Origin of the sequence: Marinobacter sp. LA51 (assembly GCF_030297175.1) — a bacterium.
GTDB classification, from domain to species: Bacteria; Pseudomonadota; Gammaproteobacteria; order Pseudomonadales; family Oleiphilaceae; genus Marinobacter; species Marinobacter apostichopi.
This window is the reverse complement of the sequence record NZ_AP028070.1, coordinates 1592532-1613329: the sequence shown is the minus strand read 5'-3', so window position 1 is coordinate 1613329 and position 20798 is coordinate 1592532. Positions and strand designations below refer to the sequence as shown.

The window sequence follows — 20798 nt, the reverse complement described above, 5'->3', positions numbered from 1 at the left end:
GGCGACATGATCAGTACAAGCGATCTCCGACTTACCTTCGGCAAGGGAACTCCACTGGAGAACCCCGCGCTGCGGGGCATGAGCCTGACAGTCAATCAGGGTGAGTTCGTTACTGTCATTGGCAGTAACGGAGCCGGCAAGTCCACCTTTCTTAACGCCCTTTCCGGAGAGGTGCTGGTGGACAGTGGCGAAATCATCGTCGATAACACCGATGTCACCAAGCTGTCCACTCACAAACGCGCAGGCCAGGTTGCCCGGGTATTCCAGGACCCTCTAGCGGGAACCTGCGAGGCCCTGTCCATTGAAGAAAACCTGGCACTGGCCATTAAACGCGGTCAACGCCGTGGCCTGACTGCTGCGGTCAAGAAACAGTATCTGGAGCAGTTCCGGGACAGCCTGTCGTCACTCAACCTCGGGCTCGAAAACCGCCTGGGCGACAAGATGGGCCTGCTCTCCGGTGGCCAGCGCCAGGCTGTGAGTCTGCTGATGGCCAGCCTTACGCCTTCCAGTATTCTGCTGCTCGATGAGCACACGGCAGCGCTGGATCCCAAAACGGCGGCATTCGTGCTGGAACTGACCACCCAGATCATTGAAGAACAGCAGCTGACGGCCCTCATGGTCACGCACAGCATGAAGCAGGCCCTGGAAGTTGGCAGCCGCACGGTGATGCTGCACCAGGGGCAGGTTGTGTTCGACATAGCCGGCAAGGAACGAGAAGGACTGGAAGTAAAGGACCTGCTGGGGCTGTTCGAAAAACAGCGCGGGCTATCAGTGGATGATGACAGTTTGCTGCTCGGCTAAACGACCTGCTGCGGGCTGGCTGGCGACAGCTGGAGGTGCTTATTGCCTTCGAATCGCCACCAGCCCGACATCGGGCTTTCCTGATCAACCTTTCCTAAAATGATAAGTGCTTACCCGCCCATTTTTTAAACACAAGATGTAGTGTTTATGAATAATTGCCCGCAAGCCGTGGTTTTACGGTGATTTTCACCGTTGCAACCGAAGAGCGATTGATTTTCTTTGCGCCTCAACGCTATTCAATAGTTCCGATCTTCTTCACAGAACACAATATCCTGTTATACTTTTTGAAATTAAGCCCATATATAGGGCCCAGATTCGAAACAGCTGACCGCCGCCAGGCGGACTGATAAACGGCCCCCACCGGGCCAACAACAACGATCAGAGATAGATACCGGCACATCCAGGCGCGTTTTTGTTCAAGAAACAACCACCATATATAGTGGTCACTAACGCACCAGATTCAGAGCCGGTTTGTGAGAAAATCAAGGGGTGCAGTGCTGTCACAAGGACGGCGCTGTCAAAAGAAGACATACTGGAAATTCCGAGGGTGGCAATGAACGCTAAGGCACAGGCAGTGGTAACTACGATTCCGATGCAGGAAGCTTCACTCGACATCTGGAACAGCAAATATCAGCTGAAAACCAAGACTGGCGAGCCTGTCGACAAGGACATTAAAGCGACGTACGAACGCGTAGCGAAAGCCCTGTCCGAAGTAGAAGACAAATCTGTACGCGAAAAGCACAAGAAAGACTTTGTCTGGGCTCTTCAGCACGGTGCCATTCCGGCCGGACGCATCACCTCCAACGCCGGGGCCGAAGCCCACAAGCCTGCCACCTCAACCATCAACTGCACCGTGTCCGGTTCTGTTCAGGATTCCATGAACGATATCCTGGAAAAGAACCACGAAGCAGGCCTGACCCTGAAAGCGGGCTGCGGCATTGGTTATGAGTTTTCCACGCTGCGCCCGAAAGGTGCCTACGTTGCCGGCGCCGGCGCGACCACATCCGGCCCGCTGTCGTTCATGGATATCTTCGACCGCATGTGCTTCACCGTGTCTTCCGCCGGTGGCCGCCGCGGCGCCCAGATGGCCACTTTTGACGTGCACCACCCGGACGTCATCGATTTCATCCAGGCCAAGCGTGAAGACGGCCGCCTGCGCCAGTTCAACCTGTCGCTGCTGATCACCGAAGACTTCATTGAAGCCGTTCGTAACGACGATGACTGGCACCTGTCATTTCCGGTCACCCAGAAAGAAGTTGAAGACGAAGGTCTGGATCTGACCGATGCCAGCCAGTTCGTGTACCGCGACTTCCCGATCCTCAAGGGTTACGTGGTCAATGATGAAGGCAAAGTGGCGTGCCGGATCTACCGCACCCTGAAAGCCCAGTTCATCTGGGACACCATCATGACCTCCACCTACGATTACGCTGAGCCTGGCTTCATCCTGATCGACAAGGTCAACCAGATGAACAACAACTGGTTCTGCGAGGACATTCGCGCTACCAACCCCTGTGGCGAGCAACCACTGCCTCCTTATGGCAGCTGCCTGCTGGGCTCGGTGAACCTGACGATGTTCGTGGACTACCCGTTCACTGACAAAGCCAGCTTCAACTACGAGAAGTACCGCAAGGTTGTCGGCATCTTCACCCGTATGCTGGATAACGTGGTTGAGATCAACGGCCTGCCGCTGGAAGAGCAGCGCCACGAAATCACCTACAAGCGCCGTCACGGCATGGGCATCCTGGGCCTGGGCTCCACACTGGCGATGCTGCGTATGCCTTACGGTTCTGAAGAATCCGTCCAGTTCACCGAGGAAGTGGTGCGCGAGATGGCCGTAGAGGGCTGGCGCCAGTCGCTGACCCTGGCCGAAGAAAAGGGTGTCGCTCCGATTATGAACGACGAATTCGAAATCACACCCAAGATGCTGAGCAAGTGCCCCCAGCTGTCTGAGGACGGCTACAAGCTGGGCGACAAACTCAAGGGCCGCGTCCTGCACGCCAAGTACAGCAAGTACATGCAGCAGATCGCCAGCGTTGAGCCGAAGCTGGTGGAAGAACTGGCCGAGAAAGGCGGTCGCTTCACCCACCACACCTCGATCGCGCCGACTGGCACCATCAGCCTGTCACTGGCCAACAACGCCAGTAACGGTATTGAGCCGAGCTTCTCGCACCATTATGCCCGGAACATCATCCGTGAAGGCCGAAAGACTAAAGAGAAAGTTGACGTATTCTCTTTCGAGCTGCTGGCGTACCGCCACATGGTCAATTCGGGGGCAATGCCGTTCTCTGACGACGAAGACAAGAAGCTGCCGAGCTACTTCACCACGTCTGACGATGTGACGCCGTCTCAACACGTAGATATCCAGTCTGCGGCCCAGAGATGGGTAGATTCCTCGATTTCCAAGACGGCCAATGTTCCGACAGACTTCGCCTATCAGGATTTCAAGGATATTTACCTGTACGCCTACGACATGGGCCTGAAAGGTTGCACCACTTTCCGATTCAATCCGGAAGCATTCCAGGGCGTATTGGTGAAAGAGAAAGATCTCGAAAACACCGAATACGAGTTCACTCTGGATGACGGCAGCAAGGTGACTCTGAAAGGCAACGAGCAGGTCGAGTACGACGGCGAGATCCACAATGCTGCCAACCTGTTTGACGCATTGAAAGAAGGCACTTACGGCAAGTACTGATCCGGGAACCCGACACAGGACAACGAACATGACAGTTAAAATCAGCAACAAAATCGTCGGCTACCGCGTTAAGAAAGCCGACACAGACAGCAACGCTGAAGCCAAGGCAGCAGCGAGCCAGGAAGCCAAGCCCGTTCAGATGAACGAACACATCGAACGGCCGGATTTCCTGCTGGGCACCACCTACAAGATCAAGCCGCCGATTGGCGAGCATGCGATGTACATCACCATCAATGACATCCTGCTCAACGAGGACACGGACCACGAAAGCCGTCAGCCCTACGAAGTGTTCATCAACTCCAAGTCGATGGAGCACTTCCAGTGGGTTATCGCCCTCACCCGCGTGATCTCCGCAGTATTCCGTAAAGGCGGCGACGTGACCTTCCTGGTGGAAGAGCTGCGCTCGGTGTATGACCCCAACGGTGGTTACTTCAAGAAAGGCGGTGTCTTCATGCCGTCGCTGGTTGCTGAAATCGGCGCCGTAATCGAGAAGCACCTGAAGGCCATCGGCCTGCTCGAAAGCGAAGAGATGAGCGAGACCACCAAGCGCATCCTCGCTGAAAAGCGTGCCGAGTTCGAAGCCAGCCACACCACGGCAACGAACGATGAGAAGGCCAGCGACTACCCGGCCAACGCCACCATGTGCGGCAAGTGCAGCACCAAGGCGGTGATCGTCATGGACGGTTGTGCTACCTGCCTGTCCTGCGGCGACAGCAAGTGCGGCTGAGGTCGGAACCGTAGTGACGAAGACGAAAGGCCCGGAAGCAAACGCTTTCGGGCCTTTTTTTTCATGTGCCGATTCGTGTGGTTCGTTGTAGTGTTGCCTCTATGGAAAACATTGTCCCCACCCTCGTATTGATTATCGTCCTGTTCGTGGCGCTCCACCTCTACAAGAAGTCGGTAGTCACCAAGCGGGCCAAACTTATTGACCGCTACCCGTTACCACCGTCGCTTCCGGCCAAGATCAGGGAGAAGTATCCCCATCTGAGTGACCAGGAGCTGGAACAGGTGATGACCGGGCTGCGGGAGTATTTCCATCTGTGCAACATCGCCGGCAAGCGGATGGTGTCCATGCCCTCCCAGTCCGTGGATGTCGCGTGGCACGAATTCATTCTTTTTACCCGAAAATACGAGCAATTCTGTATGCGGGCGCTGGGCCGCTTTCTGCATCACACACCGGCAGAAGCCATGGAGTCGCCCACTGCAGCCCAGGCAGGCATCAAGACGGCGTGGAAGATTTCCTGCTTTCGCGAGAAAATCCAACCGAAATCCGCCAGCAAGCTTCCGCTACTCTTCGCCATGGATGCCGCATTGAAGATACCTGACGGCTTCAAGTATTCACTGGACTGTTCGAAACCCGGCAGCCACGGTTACTGCGCCGGCCACATTGGTTGCGGCTCAGGCTGCGGCGGATGCTCGGGCGATTCCTCCGGCTGCAGTGGCGGTGGCTGCGGAGGTGACTGACACCGGTTCAACCAGGGAGACTCACAGATGAAAACCATTGGCCTGCTTGGCGGCATGAGCTGGGAGTCCACCCAGAGCTACTACCGCCTGATCAATGAAGGGGTAAAATCACAACTCGGCGGGCTTCATTCCGCCCGCCTGATTCTCTACAGCGTGGATTTCGCTGAAATCGAAGCCATGCAGCATCGCGGCGACTGGCAGGGAACGGCAAGGCTGCTGGTAGCGGCTGCCGCCTCGCTGCAAGCGGCCGGCGCGGACTTTCTGGTGATCGGCACCAACACCATGCATAAGGTTGCGCCTCAAATTGCGGAAGCCGTCGAGCTTCCGTTGTTGCACATCGCCGACGCAACCGCTGAGTCATTAAAGAAACATGGCATCGACAGCGTTGGCTTGCTTGGTACCCGCTTTACCATGGAGCAAACGTTTTATCGTGAACGCCTTGAAAAAGCCTGTATCCGTGTGTTGATCCCCGAGCCCGACGAACGCGACGAGATTCACCGGGTGATATACCAGGAACTGTGCCAGGGTGAAATTCGAGCAGACTCCCGCGCTGGCTATCTGGAGGTCGTCGACCGACTCGCTGATCGCGGTGCCCAGGCCGTGATTCTGGGCTGCACGGAAATCGGTCTTTTGCTGCAACAGACCGACACCAACGTGCCCCTGTTCGACACCACTGAAATACACGCTCATGCCGCCGTAACCCGGGCTCTAGCAGAGATTTAGCGTATTAGTCACTAGTTAAGACCCGTTCAGGTCGGGCTAGCGCTTTGTGCTTTAGCACAGATCAAATTTCAGTCATCCGCTAACCGTCTACACTAGTCAGGAGCACACGCGGAATCCTTCAGCCCTGAACCCGCTACGGAGGCATTACCCATGAGTATTCAGGATGAACTCTCAGCCACAACCCAAAAGCTTATTCAGCCCGGACAAGGAATTTTGGCCGCCGATGAAAGCCACCCAACCATTGCCAAACGGTTTGCATCAGTCGGCGTCGATTCCAACGAAGAAAAGCGCCGGGAATACCGCAGCCTGATCCTGTCTGCACCGGGCCTGGGTGAATTCATCAGTGGCGTAATCCTGTTCGAAGAGACGCTCAACCAGCAAAACCTGGACAACGTGCCAATCCCGAAAATGCTGGAAGCTCAGGGTATTGTCCCGGGGATCAAGGTCGACAAGGGCAAACAGCCGTTGATCAATGCGCCGGGTGATGAAATCACTGTGGGCCTGGATGGTCTGGAAGACCGGCTGGAGATCTATAAGAACGCCGGTGCCAGGTTTGCGAAATGGCGCAACGTGTTCCACATATCGGATACCCTGCCCTCCCGTCAGGCTGTAGAAGCCAACGCCGAGGTCCTGGCGCGCTACGCCGCGATCTGTCAGTCCATTGGCATCGTGCCGATTGTTGAGCCCGAAGTGCTGATCGATGGCGACCATAGTCTGGCGCGGTGCGCTGAGGTCAGTGAAATGGTTCTGCGGGAAGTGTTTAATGCGCTGGCCCGGCATCGGGTGCAGCTTGAACACATGATCCTGAAGCCAAGCATGGTCACACCCGGCAAAGACAGCCCAAAGGCCAGCCCGGAAGAAGTGGCGGAAGCATCGGTCTCAGTATTCCGACGGGTCGTACCCGCAGCGGTCCCCGGCATCAATTTTCTATCTGGCGGCCAAACACCCGAGGAAGCGACCCTGAACCTGAATGCCATCAACAGCCTGGGCACCCAGCCCTGGGCACTGAGCTTCTCTTACGGTCGAGCCCTGCAGGAACCGGCCCAGAAGGCCTGGGCTGGTGAGCTGGACAACGGCCCTGTAGCTCAGGAAGCTATCCTGAAGCGGGCACGGCTCAATGGAGCCGCGCGCTCAGGCACCTACAGCCCCGACATGGAACACTAAATTCAGTCGCAGCCCTGAGTGCAGCCTGCGTTCCCATTGAAAGCCATGGTGCGTCCACTCAGGGGGACATGCACCGGCACCTTCACCAGATCCCGGAACTGGGCGGTACGGGTGCCCTGTCTGAGCTTGCCACCGTCAGTGGCCGGTTCGTTGGCATGGGAGGCAATGACGGCCTTGGGCTCAATCAGCTCGTTGATGACATAGGCCGCTTCTTTCGGACCGGTGGTGTAGGTGTCGCCAATATTCATAACCACCAGTTCCGCACCGTAGTGACCTTTAACCACCAGCTCCTGCTCGGCAGTAATGCCAGTATCGCCGGAGAGATACACCACCAGCCCGTTGGAAAAGGTCAGGACATAGCCGGTGGGCGGCCCAACGCTCGCGCCAATACCCGCTGCCTTGAGGTATTCCGCCAGCGGTCCGGTCAGGAAACTCGGCGAGACCCCATTGCTGTGCACGGCCGGCACGGTGGTCATGGCCACACCACCCAACGTCTGCTCGGCGCCGAAGCGTACCAGCATGGAATTGCTGGCATCACCTCCCTCTGCGCTGAGTTTGGCTGCAAAAAATGCCGGCATTTCACTACCCGTTAAAATCTTGGCCTGCTTCTTTACCGCGATGTCTACGGTATTGGATTGTGGCAGGGTGGACACGGAAGTATCCGGAGCGGCACAGGTGCCTAAATTGGTCTTTGCGATACGGGCATCGCCAACGTGATCGCCATGCATGTGCGACACCAGAATCACATCAATATCCCCAAGCCGGGGATCATCTGGTCCGGCCACAGTGCGCCCGGCATCGTAAAGAATCCGGGTGCCGTTGGGATCCTCGAACACCAGGGCCCGGTCGCGACTGCAGAACTCGCCGTCGTGGCTGCCCAGCGGCGTAACCTTTACATCGCCCTCAGCCGCACTCACTCCGGCGACCAGCCCAATTGTAAGACACACGCAACCAGCCATTGTGGCGAGCGCACGCCGAGATAATCGATCAAACATGGTTCATTCCTCCCTGGTGGATTGTTCTTTTACAACCACAACAGTTACGAGCATCAGCCCGCTTCGTACCAGTGTAGTTGGCAACCAGGGAGGAAAAACGATTTGAGGAAGATTAAGCGGGAATCAGGCCGCCCGGATATCTGAGCTAATGGAGTTCCCTGAAACAGCGCCCTGCTCCAGGCACGCCATCATTGGAGCAACTTCCCGAATCTTTCTGGCCTGGGGCCAGATTGCCTCAGCTTCGGCGAAGCCCTGCCGGAGGAAGTTCATCCATTGTTTGATGCGCCCAGTCACGTAGCGGTCTTCCAGCCAACCTTGCAGCACTTCGGCGTATTCCCGAACCAGATCGACGGCTTCCGGCCAGGTCATGTCAGGAATCTGCTCACCAAGTTGGCTGGCTTTGATTTTACGGGCCAGATCAGGCCGGGCAATCAGTCCTCGGCCGATCATGACATCATCACAGCCAGATACCTCGCGGCAACGCCAGTAATCCTCGACAGTCCAGATTTCGCCGTTGGCAATCACCGGGGTTGCCACTGCATTACGCACTTTCGCAATCTCTTCCCAGTAAGCCGGCGGCTTGTAGCCATCAACCTTGCTCCGGGCGTGAATTACGATTTCGGCCGCCCCGGCTGCCTCCAAGGCCTGGCCACAGGCGACGCCCATGGAGCGGTCGTCGTAGCCGAGCCGCATCTTGGCAGTCACCGGAATAGCGTCTGGCACAGCGCGGCGCACGGCCGCGGCAATTTCGTGCATTAGCTCCGGTTCCCGCATCAGTACGCAGCCGCCCTTATGCTTGTTGACGGTTTTGGCGGGACAACCGAAGTTGATGTCGACTTGGGTTGCGCCCAATTCCACAGCCCGGGCGCCGTGCAATCCCATCTGCTCGGGGTCAGAACCCAGCAACTGCAACGCCACCGGTGTACCGACCCGGGTCAGTGACTGGTTGTACAGTTCGGGTGCGTACTTGTAGAAAACACGGGGGGGCAGCATGCCGTGGGTTACGCGAACAAATTCAGTAACGCACCGGTCTATGCCGCCAACTTTGGTCAGCGTTTCACGGATTGGTGCATCTACCAGCCCCTCCATAGGGGCGAGGATTACTCGCATGTCGGCTCCGGACGTGGTTAAAGATTGAGCGGGCCGGCATTGTAGTCAGTTTTGGGGGCAGAATGAAGCGTGGCAAACGAAGCTATAGGCCTTACTGGGACATCGCGTAATTGACGCAGTAATCCGCCAGCACCTTACTTTGTTGTTGCCATTGCTTGGACCAGGACGCCATCCAACGAACCATCACACAACTCCCTTTCCGGTGTGGATACCCGAAGAATAGTCAATGCTCAGCGACTGTGGGAAATAAAGGAAAGAAAAACTGACGGTAGGTATTAGCTATCAGAGCCGCTCGATGCCAGCAAACTTGCCCTGACCATCGAACAGGATACGGAAGGATCCACGCACACCATCGCGCAGATAAAAACGGGAGAGAATACGGGCCGGGAAACGGACAGAACGTCCGTCCCGGGCCGTGGTGTGAACGTCGGTGGCAACGCCCTGATAGAGCTTGATCCACTCGTCAGGGCTGATGCTGATGTCCACAATAATCTGCTGCATACGGCTTAGTTAGCCAGTTCCAGCAACAGACGGTTCAGGCGGGTGACATAAGCGCCCGGATCTTCCAGCTGCTCACCACTTGCCAGTGTCGCCTGGTCCAGCAGTACCGCAGACAGTTCGCCAAAGCGCTCCTCGCCCTTTTCATTTTCCAGGCGCTGAACCAGCGGGTGATCCACATTGATCTCGAAGATCGGCTTGCTGTCCGGCACTTTCTGGCCAGCCGCTTCCATGATCTTCTTCATCTGGGCACCCATGTCGAAGTCGCCCACGACCAGGCACGCCGGGGAGTCGGTCAGGCGGTTGGTCACGCGAACTTCCTGCACCCGGTCGCTCAGCGCGGTCTTGATGCGCTCAAGCAGATCCTTGTGCTCCTCGGCAGCCTCTTCCTTGTGCTTCTTGTCCTCTTCAGTCTCTACCTCGCCGAGGTCCAGATCGCCACGAGCGACGTCCTGGAACTGCTTACCGTCGTATTCGTTCAGGTAGCCCATCATCCACTCATCGATGCGGTCCGACAGAATCAGCACCTCGATGCCCTTCTTGCGGAAGACTTCCAGATGCGGGCTGCTCTTGGCGGCCATGAAGTTGTCGGCGGTGATGTAGTAGATCTTCTTCTGACCATCTTTCATCCGGCCGATGTAATCGTCCAGAGACACTGACTGGGCGCTTTCACCGGTATGGGTGGTGGCAAAGCGCAGCAGGCCGGCAATCTTTTCACGGTTGCTGAAGTCTTCAGCCGGGCCTTCTTTCAGCACGGTACCGAACTCACCCCAGAACTTCTGGTACTGCTCTGGGTCTTTCTTTGCCAACTTGGACAGCATGTCCAATACCCGCTTGGTGAGCGCGGTGCGGATGCTTTCCACGGTGCTGTCGTTCTGAAGAATCTCACGAGATACGTTCAACGACAGATCGTTGGAATCAACCACACCCTTGGCAAAGCGCAGGTACAGCGGCAGGAACTGCTCGGCGTCGTCCATGATGAACACGCGCTGAACGTAAAGTTTCAGGCCACGCGGCGCTTCGCGGTTGTACAGGTCAAACGGGGCACGAGCCGGGATGTACAGCAGGCTGGTGTAGTCCAACTTGCCTTCCACCTTGTTATGGGACCAGGTCAGCGGGTCCTCGAAATCGTGCGCGATGTGCTTGTAGAACTCTTTGTACTCTTCGTCTTTGATCTCAGTACGCGGCAGTGTCCACAGCGCAGTGGCATCGTTGACGGTTTCGTCCTTGCCCTTCTCTTCTTCGTCTTCCGACTCGGACTTCATGACGACCGGGAACGAGATGTGGTCAGAGTACTTCTTGACCAGGTTGCGCAGACGGAAGCCATCGGCAAATTCGCTGGCATCTTTCTTCAGGTGGATAACGATCTCGGTACCACGGTTCTCGCGGTTCACCTGCTCAATGGAGAACTCACCATCGCCCTGGGATTCCCAATGCACGCCCTCTTCGGCTGGCGCACCGGCACGGCGGGTAAAGACGTCTACCTTGTCGGCGACGATAAAGGCCGAGTAGAAACCAACACCAAACTGACCGATCAGCTTGCTGTCCTTTTTCTCATCACCGGACAACTGCTTCAGGAACTCTGCGGTGCCGGAACGGGCAATGGTACCCAGGTTCTCGATCACGTCGTCACGGCTCATGCCGATACCGTTATCGGCCAGCGTGATGGTGTTCGCCTCTTTGTCGTAGTCGAGACGGATCTTCAGTTCCGGATCGTTTTCGTACAGACCATCGTCTTTCAGTGCCGCGAAACGCAGTTTGTCTTCGGCGTCTGAAGCGTTTGAAATCAGCTCACGAAGGAAGATTTCCTTGTTGGAATAGAGGGAGTGGATCATCAGGTGAAGCAGCTGTTTCACTTCGGTCTGAAAACCCAGGGTCTCTTTTTGCGACTCAACCGTCATGGCGTCTATATCTCCTGAATTAACTCACAGTTCAAAGAAGCGGGTGCGGAGGTTTTGCCGAAACCGTGCGGAGCCATGGATGGCGGAGCCGAGCGTACATGGATGTATTCACAGCGTGTTTCGGCAAAGCCTCCGCGCCTGCGTCAGCTCGGATTCTTTGTCTTGCAGCAGAAATGGGGGCATGCCGGGGCATTTCAAGCCCCGGTTTTGGAGGGAAATCAGTCTTCGAGGAGAAAGTGCGCCCGTGCCGTGGCGATGGGCTGGGCCCTGGATTTCTGCCAGGCCGTGACCATCACATTGGCAACCCGGTTACCCTGCCGGGTGAGCCGGCATTCGGCGTAAGTTTCGCGGTCAAGGCCTGCCCGCAGGTAATCCAAAGAGAAGTCGACGATGCGCGGCATCCGCATGCTGTCCTGGGACATCATCAGGTAGATCGCAGCGGAGAGCTCCATGAAGCCACCAATGACACCGCCGTGAATGGCGGGCAGGATGGGGTTGCCCAAATTTTCCTCTTTCTTGGGCAGGCGGAAAATCAGGTCGTCACCAAACTGATCGCACTCCAGGCCGATAAAAGTGGCGTAAGGAATACTCTCCAATAAACGGGTGAAGTCCCCGGTTTCCCGGGTGTGGCGATAGATCTCCGGATCCGTCATTGGACACCTCCGGTAATCAGGTCACGGTAATGCTTCGGCGTCGCTTCCTGGCCAATACGCATGAAGGTGCCCACGCAGTTGGCGATGGTTTCAATACCGTCCAGCTCAACACCTTCCTGCTCGTCACACTTCTGGTAGGCCTCACACCGGGTAAAGATGATGTTGCGGGTAACCTTGTAGGTTTCGGCACGGGCGTAGACTGGCTTGTGGGGTGCCGCCGGACGCATGTAATCGACCCGCAAATCCAGTGTTGGGCACAGTTCAAACTCGTCCAGTGCACACAGAATCACCGAGCCGGAAGTTGTGTCCATCAGGGTAGTAATGGCACCGCCGTGGATAACGCCGGTATCCGGGTTACCGATAATACGATCGCTGTACGGCAGGCACAGCGTCAGGCTGCCTTCCTTGGCCTCAATCACCGACAGGCCAAGTTCCTTGGCCTGTTTGAGGGTGTCGATAAACCGGGTGACCCGGTCTAGTCGGATGTTGTCATTCATTCAAAGAAAACCTGTGGATCGAGAATTTAATTGGGTGTTTTCTCGGCTTTGGCTGGCACTTCCTCTTCAAACACCTTCCCCGAGCGCAAGGCGCCCAAAGCGTTCGAGCAGAACTCCCGACGATATAGAACCACCACCACGAGTGTGGACCCGGCAATAAAAACCAACGGGTGAATAAACCATCCGACCACCGCCATAGCGTAATAGTACGACCTCAAGCCCAGGTTAAAGGCGTCACCCGCCAGGTTGCAGACTTTGCCTGCACTGCGGGCGAAGGCCTCGCGCGCGGCGGGGCTGGTCTTGGTATCGTCCGGTGGCGGCGCACTGCCCACCATGACCGACACGAAGTTATACATCCGCATGGACCAGGTGAACTTGAAGAATGCGTAGATAAACACCACCAGCAACAGCACCATCCGCAGCTCCCAGATTTCACGGCTGGGCAAGGTGCCAAACGGCAGGGTGCTGAATACCTCCATCACTTCCTGGGTGTAACCGAGCGCGGTAATGATACCGGCCAGGATCAGGAGGCAACTGGATGCAAAAAAAGCCCCATTGCGTTCCAGGTTGCCAACCACCGAGGCGTCGGCAATGCGGTTTTCGCGCCTGAGCATGACTCGCATCCAGTCTTCCCGGTACATGTCCAGCGTATTGGACAAACAAGGTCTGTCCCCTGCCCGTCGACGCGAGTACACGGTATAGCCGAGCCAACAGGTCAGAAACCAGAGCAAAGCTATTACTTCCAGAATATTACTCATCGGCGGCCTTTGGTGATGAATACGGAATCAAATGTCGCTGGAACAGGCACTTATAATACGCTAAGGCCATCTGGGTCACCACAACGATGGGGGATTTTCAGGCGGCCGAAGCCGTGTAATCATGTAAGCAGAAGTGTAGGACAGAATGGCCGCCAAATACCGCGGTCTGTTCGCCTGAGAGCCATTTAAAAAGGGAGTTTCGTGTGAATCAGTACCTCTTGCAACGCTGCATCGCCCCGGTGGTCGTGGCTCTAACGCTGGCCGGCTGCTCGGTCAATCCAGTTACTGGTGAAAGTCAGTTGTCGCTGATTCCGGAAAACCAGGAACTGTCTATGGGCGCGGAGCAGTATACCCCCACGCAGCAGACCCAGGGTGGCCAGTTCTACATGGATCCGGAGCTCACGCTTTATGTTCGCGAGGTTGGCCAGAAGCTGGCCGAGGTCAGCGACCGCCCGGATTTGCCTTACGAGTTCGTGGTGCTTAACAGCAGCACACCCAATGCCTGGGCGCTGCCCGGTGGCAAGATCGCCATCAACCGTGGCCTACTCACCAAGTTTGACGACGAAGCACAGCTGGCCTCTGTGCTCGGTCATGAAATTGTCCATGCAGCCGCCCGCCACAGCGTTCAGCGCATGCAGCAAGGCATGTTGATCAGCGCCGGTGTTGCCGGCTTGGGCTTTGCCCTGTCGGACAATGAGTGGGCGGGTGTGCTCATGGGCGGTGCTGCAATAGGCGCCCAACTTGCACTGGCGCAGTACAGCCAGTCGGATGAGCTTGAGTCCGACTACTACGGCATCCTGTACATGAAAAAAGCGGGCTACGACCCGACCGCAGCGGTTGAACTTCAGCAGCTGTTCCTGGAGCTGTCAGAAGGCCGTGACAGCGGCTTTATTCAGGGAATGTTTGCCACTCACCCACCGTCAGCTAAGCGGGTGCAGCGAAATCGAGAGCTGGTCGACGAGATTGGAGCTGGCGGCTATCGGGGCGAGGATGTCTACGAGCGCAAGCTGGCAACCCTCCGCAAGCTCCAGCCTGCCTATGACGCCCACGACGAGGCCCGAAAGTTGGCCTCAGAAGACAACTTGGACGCCGCCCTGAAGAAGATTAACGAGGCCATTCGCCTGGCCCCGGACGAGGCCATGTTCTATACCCTGCGTGGCCGCATATACAAGGAGCAGGAGAAGCTGCAACAAGCCTCAGACGATTTTGACAAGGCTGTGTCGCTGTACCCGGAAATGTTCGTGTACAGGATTTATAACGGTCTGAATGCGTTGGAACTGAACAACCTTGATAAGGCCCGCACTAACCTTGAGCGCGCCAACCAGGTGGTGCCCACCTCCATTGCCTACTTGCGTCTGGGTGATATCGCCGCACAGCAGAACCGGCGGGACGACGCCATTGCCTACTACACCAAGGCAGCCGAGGCAGGCGGTAACGTCGCCAAGGAAGCCCAGCAAAAACTGGAGGCACTCAGAAACTGAGTGCCTCAGTGGATCGAAAAAGAGCCGACGGAGCGCCCTCCGTCGGCTCTTTTTTATGGCTTCGACGCGCGTTGGCCGCGCTGACGAGTAATACCCGTCATCCTTACATTGACTTTTAGAGCAATAACTCTAAAAATCAGATATCACAAACAACAAGTGGATGGCAGCAATGCTGGCGAAACGTATCCAACCCATGGTATCCCAGGCTCGGCGCCTGTATGTGGATTTGATGTTCCAGGTGATGGGACGGGCCCTACAGGCCGTTAGTGAAGTTGATGACGCGGTCAAAAAAGAGACCCAGGCCCTGCCGGCCGGTTTTCTTTTCGAAATGATGGTAATGCCGGACGGACCACGTCTGATCGTTGAGCATACCGGTCTTGGGCGCTTGCATTACCACGGCGACTCCGCGCCCCGCCCGGTCGATCTGTCGATCCGATTCAAGCACGTCGCGCACGCCTTCCTGGTTCTGTCGTTTCAGGAAAAAACCGCGGTGGCCTTTGCCAATGATCGCATGCTGGTAGATGGCGACATCAGTTACGCCGTGCGCATGACCCGGGTCCTGAACCGGCTGGAATCATTCATTCTGCCCAAGCTGATTGCCGAGCGCGCGGTCAAGGAATACCCCAGTAATCTGCACCTGCCGCAAAAGCTCATCAGTGCAGTGCGGATCTACCTGAAAGTTGCCACTAATTTTGTTCAGACGGTGAGAGCGTAATGACCCAAAAATATTATGAGTTCTTTTGCCCGGTCAAAGTCATTGCCGGCAAATCGGCCCTTGAGCACATCCCCTACGAGCTCACGGGTCTGGCCGCAAAGCGACCAATGATCGTGACCGACAAGGGCGTTCGGGCAGCGGGCCTGCTGGATCCGGTCATCGCAGCTTGCGAAGAGAGCGGTCTGGAAATCGTTACCATTTACGACGACGTTCCGCCGGATTCCTCTACAACCGTCGTTCGGGACATCGCGGGTATCTATCGTCGGGAAAAATGCGACTCCATCATTGCCGTTGGCGGTGGCTCCGCCATCGATACCGGCAAGGCCGTAAACATCCTGGTATCTGAGGGTGGCGATGACATCGCCAAGTACAGCGGTGCCGGTGTTATCAAACACCCGCTGAAGCCTTTCTTTGTGGTGCCGACCACTGCGGGCACGGGGTCTGAGGTGACTTCCGTTGCCGTTATCACCGACGAAGCCAAGGGCGTGAAACTGCCGTTTACTTCGTCGTTCCTGCTGCCCAATGCGGCGATCATTGATCCGCGCATGACGCTGACGTTGCCACCGCACATCACCGCCGCAACCGCCATGGACGCCATGACCCACTCGGTTGAGGCGTTTACCTGCATGGCCAAGAACCCGCTCAGCGATGCCTATGCCACCGCAGCGGTGAAGAAAGTCAGTCAGTCGTTGCTGACCGTTATGGACAACCCGAAAGACGTGGATGGCCGACTCGAACTGGCCCAGGCGTCCACCATGGCAGGTATTGCCTTCTCTAACTCCATGGTTGGTCTGGTGCACGCCTTGGGCCACGCGACCGGCGCTATCTGCCACCTGCCCCACGGCCTGTGCATGAGTCTTTACCTGCCGTACGTGCTTGAGTACAACCTCGAGACCATCCGGGCACCGCTGGGCGAGCTACTGTTGCCGCTTGAAGGCCCAGAAGTGTTCTCGGCAACGCCAGCAGCCCGCCGGGCCGAGGCGAGCATCTCGGCATTGCGCAAGCTGCGCGACCAACTGCACAAACGCTGCCAGTTGCCCCGCACCCTTAAGGAAACCGGCAAGGTGACCGAAGACCAGCTTGACCAGATTGCCGAGATGGCCCTGGACGACGGTGCCATCATGTTCAATCCAAAAGAAGTTTCCCTTGAGGACGCCCGAGCGGTATTGCAACGGGCCTGGGCCTAATCACCTTCCACCGGGGGTCATTTGTGGCCCCCTGATTCCCTATCATTGAAGTTTCCAAGCAAAAACGTGACACTGATTCCTACACTGGCAGGACGGCCGGACACTTTTCACCAACAAGGGTCCAGCATCATGATGAGAAATCGGTCTAACCGACTGACCCATTTCCCACAACTGATTATTACCTTTGTGTGGACCTTGGCCCTCAGCTTTAACACCGGCGCGGCCTCACACCAGAAAACCTTCCGCTTCAACGTTTCTCCTAACGGCTATCCACCCTACCTGATTGTTGAGCAAGAACAGCCTTCCGGAATTATTTGGGATGTCGTCTCACTGATTGGTCAGCGACTGGACTATAACGTCGTGCCCAAAAAAGTTCCCAGAAAGCGCGTCGACGAGATGTTGCTGGACGGGGTGATAGACGGAACTTCAAGAGCCCGTGAGTGGACCGAAAACCCCAACCTTTTCCTGTTCACCGATTCGGTGGTGCCCATTGAAGAGGTATTCTTCGTGCCCAAGGCATCGAAGCTGGAATACCGATCCCCGCAAGATCTTTACTCGAAAACCGTGGTGACCCACCTGGGCTATCACTACCCGGAGCTTCAGGTTCATTTTGATACCGGAAAGATCCAGCGTTTCGATGTTTCCAGGGATCAAGACATGTTTACTTTTGTCCTCCATGGAGACCGGTTTGACGCGGCTGTTGCCGACCGGCTAGTCGGCCAGTGGATACTTAAAAAACAAGGTCTTCAAGACCATTTCCGGAGCACTGGCCTGGGTATCAACCAGGTCGATTTCCGGATCATGCTGCGGAAAGACTCGAAAGAGTTTGTTGATGCCTTCAATGCAGAGTTAAAGACCATTCGCGAGAATGGCGAACTGGAAGCCATTCTCGCGAAATATCGCTAGCCTGCCCATTACTCCAGCCGTCGGAGCAACAACATTGGCGACACATTCAGCACCGGACGCAATTGCCAACGGCCAAAGAACGCCAGCACCAGGGCACTGATCAGCGGCACCGGCAAGACCACCTGCCAGTGCCAGCTGAATGAGCCCTCAAACATCCGGAACTGCAATGCCCAGACCGCAACTTCCGCTGCAGCGACACCCAACACCCCGGCGAAGCCACCCAGCAGGGCAAATTCCAGCATAGTGCTGCGCACCAGCAACGATTGCCGACCACCCAGGGTCCGGAGCAAGGCCCCCTCTCTCTGGCGATCATGCAGGGTGGCACTCACCACTGCCGCCATCACCACCAGTGCCGCAGCCAGAATCAGGGCCAGTATGGCTTCAATGGCCTGGGTGACCTGGCGGACGATCTGCTGAATGCGATCAATGATGTGATCAATTTCCAACACCGAGATGGTCGGGAAGTTTCGAGAAAACGCGTTCAACGCCGTTTTCTCATCCGACGGCAGATAAAAGCTGGTGATCCAGGTGGCCGGCATATCGGTCAGGCCACCATCGGGAGGAAACGCCATGTAGAAATTGGGTTTCATGCTGTCCCACTGCACCGTGCGGATGCTGGTAACCGCTTCCGTCACCTTTTCAGAGCCGATGGTGAAGGTTAGCCGATCGCCCAACGCCAGACCCAAACGCTCCGCCAACTCAGCTTCAACGGATACGCCCTCGACGGCATCCTGGCCGAACCACTGGCCCTGCACGATCTCATTATCCTCGGGCAACTGTGCCATCCAGGTCAGATTCAGTTCTCGGTTCAGGGCACCAACACGCTCATCCTTACTGACCGCCTCCTTAACCGGCTCGCCATTCAGCTCGGTCAATCGCCCCCTAACCATGGGGTATAACTGATTCAGCGGTTGTCCACGCTCCTGCCAGAATTCACCAACCTCTTCAACGGCATCCGGAGCGATATTGATCAGGAAATGGTTGGGGGCGTTTTCCGGCAGTTGCGCCTGCCAGTCATTCAGTAAGGATGTGCGCACCAACACCAGGGTTGCCGCTAACATCAGCGTCATGGCAAAAACGGCCATCTGCGACAGGCTGGCTCGTCGGTGACGGTACAAACCGACAAGGGCGAGGCGCCAGGCGTTGCCGCCGCCACGCACTTTGCGCAACAGGGCGACCAACAACCAACCCAGCAGTCCGAGCGCGCCCAGCAGCAATGCGAGCCCGGCCAACAGCGACACCACCAGACTGATCTCGCCCGCATAGACCCAAACCAGCCCAAAGACCGCAAGAATTGCAATGGCCGCATCTGCCAAGGCACCCCGCCCCGCTTCGCCGGGCTGGCTTCGAAGCACCCGCATGGCCGGCACATCCCGCAGCCTGCGAATGGGCGGATAGGCAAATGCAAACAGGGACACCAGTGCAGTCAACAACGCCGGGATCAGAGCCTGCGGTGCCAGGTGAAATTCAACCGGTCGCTCCAACACTTCACTCAGCAAGCGGGTGAGTAGCCAGAACAATGGCAGGGCCACCAGCAAGCCCCCCACCACGCCGGTTGCCCCCCACAGCACCAACCGGCGCAGGTAGAGTCGGCCAATGCCGCGGCTGCGCACACCCAGGGTTTTCAATAGCGCCACAGTGTCCCGCTGCGCCAGCGCGTATTGTCGGCTCGCCACGGCCACAGCCACGGCAGCCAGCAACACCGCCAGACTGCCGCCCAGTAACAGGAAGCGCTCAGCGCGCTCCAAGGAACGTGAGAAGGTCTCGCCATCGCGTACACCTTCCCACTCGTGGCTTGGCTCCAGACGCGGCTCCAGCCATTGGTAATAGTCCTCAATGACCGTGTCTTCACCGGCAAACAGATACACATACTCAACCCGGCTGCCTTCCTGAATCACACCGGTTGAAGTCACGTCGTCGACGTGCATCATTACCCTTGGAGCCAACGCCGACAGCCGAAACCCGCCATCAGGCTCCCGCACCAGCAATGACGATACCTTGAGATTCCGGTTGCCCACTTCCAGCGAATCGCCGATTTCCAGCTCCAGCAGGCGCAGCAGTCTGGGATTGATCCACACCTCGCCCGGTGGGGGGCCCGAACGCACCAGATCTCTTGGCTGGTCCGGCGCACCCTGTGTCTCGATCTGGCCTCGCAGGGGGTATTCATCGCTGACGGCTTTTACCGAAACCAGCTGGAATCCCCCGGTGCCAAAGACCATGGTGGAGAACTCCACCATGCGACCGGTCTCAAGCCCGCGAGACTGCGCCTCGGTGAGCCAGTCAGGCGGTATTTCCCGGCCGTTTTCCGCCTCCAGCTGACGGTCTGCCGCCAGAAACGAACTCGCCGACGACACCAGAGTGCGCTGCAACTGCGCCGCGAATAGCGCGATGGTGGCGACCGTGGCCACGGCAATGATGAGTGCTACCAGTACAACCCGTACGTCGCGTTCGCGCCAATCACGGCGCACCGACATCAATTTGCGTGCAGCGGCCATCAGTAGGTCAACTCCTCGGCCGCTGCCGGCTCGGTCAACACGCCGGCTTCAATATGGAACTGGCGACCACAGCGCGCCGCCAGATGCTCGTCGTGAGTGACCATAACCAGCGTGGTGCCCTGCTCCCGATTCAGCTCCATCAGCAGATCCGACACCGATTGGCCGGTGCGGTTGTCGAGATTACCGGTGGGCTCATCCGCAAACAGGATGGCGGGATCTGAGGCAAACGCCCTTGCGATTGCAACCCGTTGTTGCTCGCCACCGGACAGTTGCCGCGGGCTGTGATTGAGCCGTTCGCCCAGCCCTACTCGCTCCAGCAGCTCCCGCGCCCGGTCTTCGGCCGCTTCGGACCCGGCCAACTCCAGCGGTAGCATGACGTTTTCCAACGCAGACAGCGCCGGAAGCAGCTGGAACGATTGGAAGACAAAACCGACCCGATGGGCCCGAAGTTTGGCGCGCTCGTCTTCCGACAGCTGGCTGATCATGGCACCATCCAGCTCAACAGTGCCATCGCTGGGCGTATCCAGCCCCGCCAGCAATCCCAGCAAGGTGGTTTTCCCGGAGCCGGAGCGCCCAACGATCGCCACCGATTCGCCGCGATTGATTTCCAGACTGACCCCCTGCAAGATCGTTAACGTATCGGTTTCCAGGCGAACCCGGTGCGTCAGGTTGTCGACCCGCAACATCGGCGGTAGACGGTCTGCTTTAACATTGGTCATCTGGTTCACGGACACTCCCGATTCTGGGTTCAAGTCAAC

The 20798-nt window shown here is 57.2% G+C and carries 19 protein-coding genes; 10 read left to right on the top strand and 9 right to left on the bottom strand.

Going from position 1 to position 20798, the window contains the following annotated elements; translation table 11 throughout:
• Positions 1–6 precede the first annotated feature (6 nt).
• The 6 genes from QUE89_RS07465 to QUE89_RS07440 all read left to right on the top strand — a co-directional run bounded on the left by QUE89_RS07465 (position 7) and on the right by QUE89_RS07440 (position 6844).
• Positions 7–801, top strand: coding sequence for an ABC transporter ATP-binding protein (locus tag QUE89_RS07465; RefSeq protein ID WP_286222570.1), 795 nt, complete (start codon positions 7–9; stop codon positions 799–801).
• A 553-nt stretch (positions 802–1354) separates the two neighbouring features.
• Complete coding sequence (locus QUE89_RS07460; protein ID WP_286222569.1) at positions 1355–3493, top strand: adenosylcobalamin-dependent ribonucleoside-diphosphate reductase; 2139 nt, start codon at positions 1355–1357, stop codon at positions 3491–3493.
• A 28-nt stretch (positions 3494–3521) separates the two neighbouring features.
• On the top strand, positions 3522–4220 hold the full coding sequence (locus QUE89_RS07455; RefSeq protein WP_286222567.1) for a TSCPD domain-containing protein: 699 nt from the start codon (positions 3522–3524) through the stop codon (positions 4218–4220).
• 101 nt (positions 4221–4321) lie between these two features.
• Positions 4322–4957, top strand: a complete 636-nt coding sequence (locus QUE89_RS07450) for a glycine-rich domain-containing protein (RefSeq protein WP_286222566.1) — start codon at positions 4322–4324, stop codon at positions 4955–4957.
• Positions 4958–4984: 27 nt separating this feature from the next.
• Positions 4985–5680 carry an aspartate/glutamate racemase family protein gene (locus QUE89_RS07445; RefSeq protein ID WP_286222565.1) on the top strand — a complete coding sequence of 232 codons (696 nt, stop codon included), beginning with the start codon at positions 4985–4987 and terminating at the stop codon, positions 5678–5680.
• A gap of 150 nt (positions 5681–5830) precedes the next feature.
• Positions 5831–6844 (top strand): class I fructose-bisphosphate aldolase, encoded by a 1014-nt coding sequence (locus tag QUE89_RS07440; protein ID WP_286222564.1) that lies wholly within the window; start codon positions 5831–5833, stop codon positions 6842–6844.
• A 2-nt stretch (positions 6845–6846) separates the two neighbouring features.
• Here QUE89_RS07440 and QUE89_RS07435 read toward each other — a convergent pair whose 3' ends face one another.
• From QUE89_RS07435 to QUE89_RS07405, 7 genes are all read right to left on the bottom strand, one after another.
• Positions 6847–7761 carry an MBL fold metallo-hydrolase gene (locus QUE89_RS07435; RefSeq protein WP_434784094.1) on the bottom strand — a complete coding sequence of 305 codons (915 nt, stop codon included), beginning with the start codon at positions 7759–7761 and terminating at the stop codon, positions 6847–6849.
• Between the two features lie 201 nt (positions 7762–7962).
• Positions 7963–8949 carry a tRNA dihydrouridine synthase gene (locus QUE89_RS07430; protein ID WP_286222563.1) on the bottom strand — a complete coding sequence of 329 codons (987 nt, stop codon included), beginning with the start codon at positions 8947–8949 and terminating at the stop codon, positions 7963–7965.
• A gap of 282 nt (positions 8950–9231) precedes the next feature.
• Complete coding sequence (locus tag QUE89_RS07425; protein ID WP_203300983.1) at positions 9232–9450, bottom strand: DUF2835 domain-containing protein; 219 nt, start codon at positions 9448–9450, stop codon at positions 9232–9234.
• Positions 9451–9455: 5 nt separating this feature from the next.
• Positions 9456–11348, bottom strand: a complete 1893-nt coding sequence (gene htpG, locus QUE89_RS07420) for a molecular chaperone HtpG (RefSeq protein WP_286222562.1) — start codon at positions 11346–11348, stop codon at positions 9456–9458.
• Positions 11349–11566: 218 nt separating this feature from the next.
• Positions 11567–12001 (bottom strand): PaaI family thioesterase, encoded by a 435-nt coding sequence (locus QUE89_RS07415; protein ID WP_286222561.1) that lies wholly within the window; start codon positions 11999–12001, stop codon positions 11567–11569.
• On the bottom strand, positions 11998–12498 hold the full coding sequence (locus QUE89_RS07410; RefSeq protein WP_286222560.1) for a PaaI family thioesterase: 501 nt from the start codon (positions 12496–12498) through the stop codon (positions 11998–12000). The genes QUE89_RS07415 and QUE89_RS07410 overlap by 4 nt, the downstream gene beginning before the upstream one ends.
• A 26-nt stretch (positions 12499–12524) precedes the next feature.
• Entirely contained in the window at positions 12525–13256 is a 732-nt protein-coding gene (locus tag QUE89_RS07405) for a DUF599 domain-containing protein (protein ID WP_286222559.1), read from the bottom strand.
• 203 nt (positions 13257–13459) lie between these two features.
• Here QUE89_RS07405 and QUE89_RS07400 point away from each other — a divergent pair, with 203 nt between their 5' ends.
• The 4 genes from QUE89_RS07400 to QUE89_RS07385 all read left to right on the top strand — a co-directional run bounded on the left by QUE89_RS07400 (position 13460) and on the right by QUE89_RS07385 (position 17545).
• A complete protein-coding gene (locus tag QUE89_RS07400) occupies positions 13460–14737 on the top strand; it encodes a M48 family metalloprotease (protein ID WP_286222557.1) in 1278 nt (425 codons plus the stop codon).
• Between the two features lie 169 nt (positions 14738–14906).
• On the top strand, positions 14907–15452 hold the full coding sequence (locus tag QUE89_RS07395) for a hypothetical protein (RefSeq protein ID WP_286222556.1): 546 nt from the start codon (positions 14907–14909) through the stop codon (positions 15450–15452).
• Complete coding sequence (locus QUE89_RS07390; protein WP_286222555.1) at positions 15452–16639, top strand: iron-containing alcohol dehydrogenase; 1188 nt, start codon at positions 15452–15454, stop codon at positions 16637–16639. Before QUE89_RS07395 ends, QUE89_RS07390 begins: the two co-directional genes overlap by 1 nt.
• Positions 16640–16768: 129 nt before the next feature.
• On the top strand, positions 16769–17545 hold the full coding sequence (locus tag QUE89_RS07385; RefSeq protein WP_286222554.1) for a substrate-binding periplasmic protein: 777 nt from the start codon (positions 16769–16771) through the stop codon (positions 17543–17545).
• Between the two features lie 8 nt (positions 17546–17553).
• Here the strand turns inward: QUE89_RS07385 and QUE89_RS07380 are convergent, their stop codons facing one another.
• Positions 17554–20040: an ABC transporter permease gene (locus tag QUE89_RS07380; RefSeq protein WP_286222553.1), complete on the bottom strand. Its 2487-nt coding sequence runs from the start codon at positions 20038–20040 to the stop codon at positions 17554–17556.
• A complete protein-coding gene (locus tag QUE89_RS07375; RefSeq protein WP_286222840.1) occupies positions 20040–20759 on the bottom strand; it encodes an ABC transporter ATP-binding protein in 720 nt (239 codons plus the stop codon). Before QUE89_RS07375 ends, QUE89_RS07380 begins: the two co-directional genes overlap by 1 nt.
• Between the last annotated feature and the right edge of the window lie 39 nt (positions 20760–20798).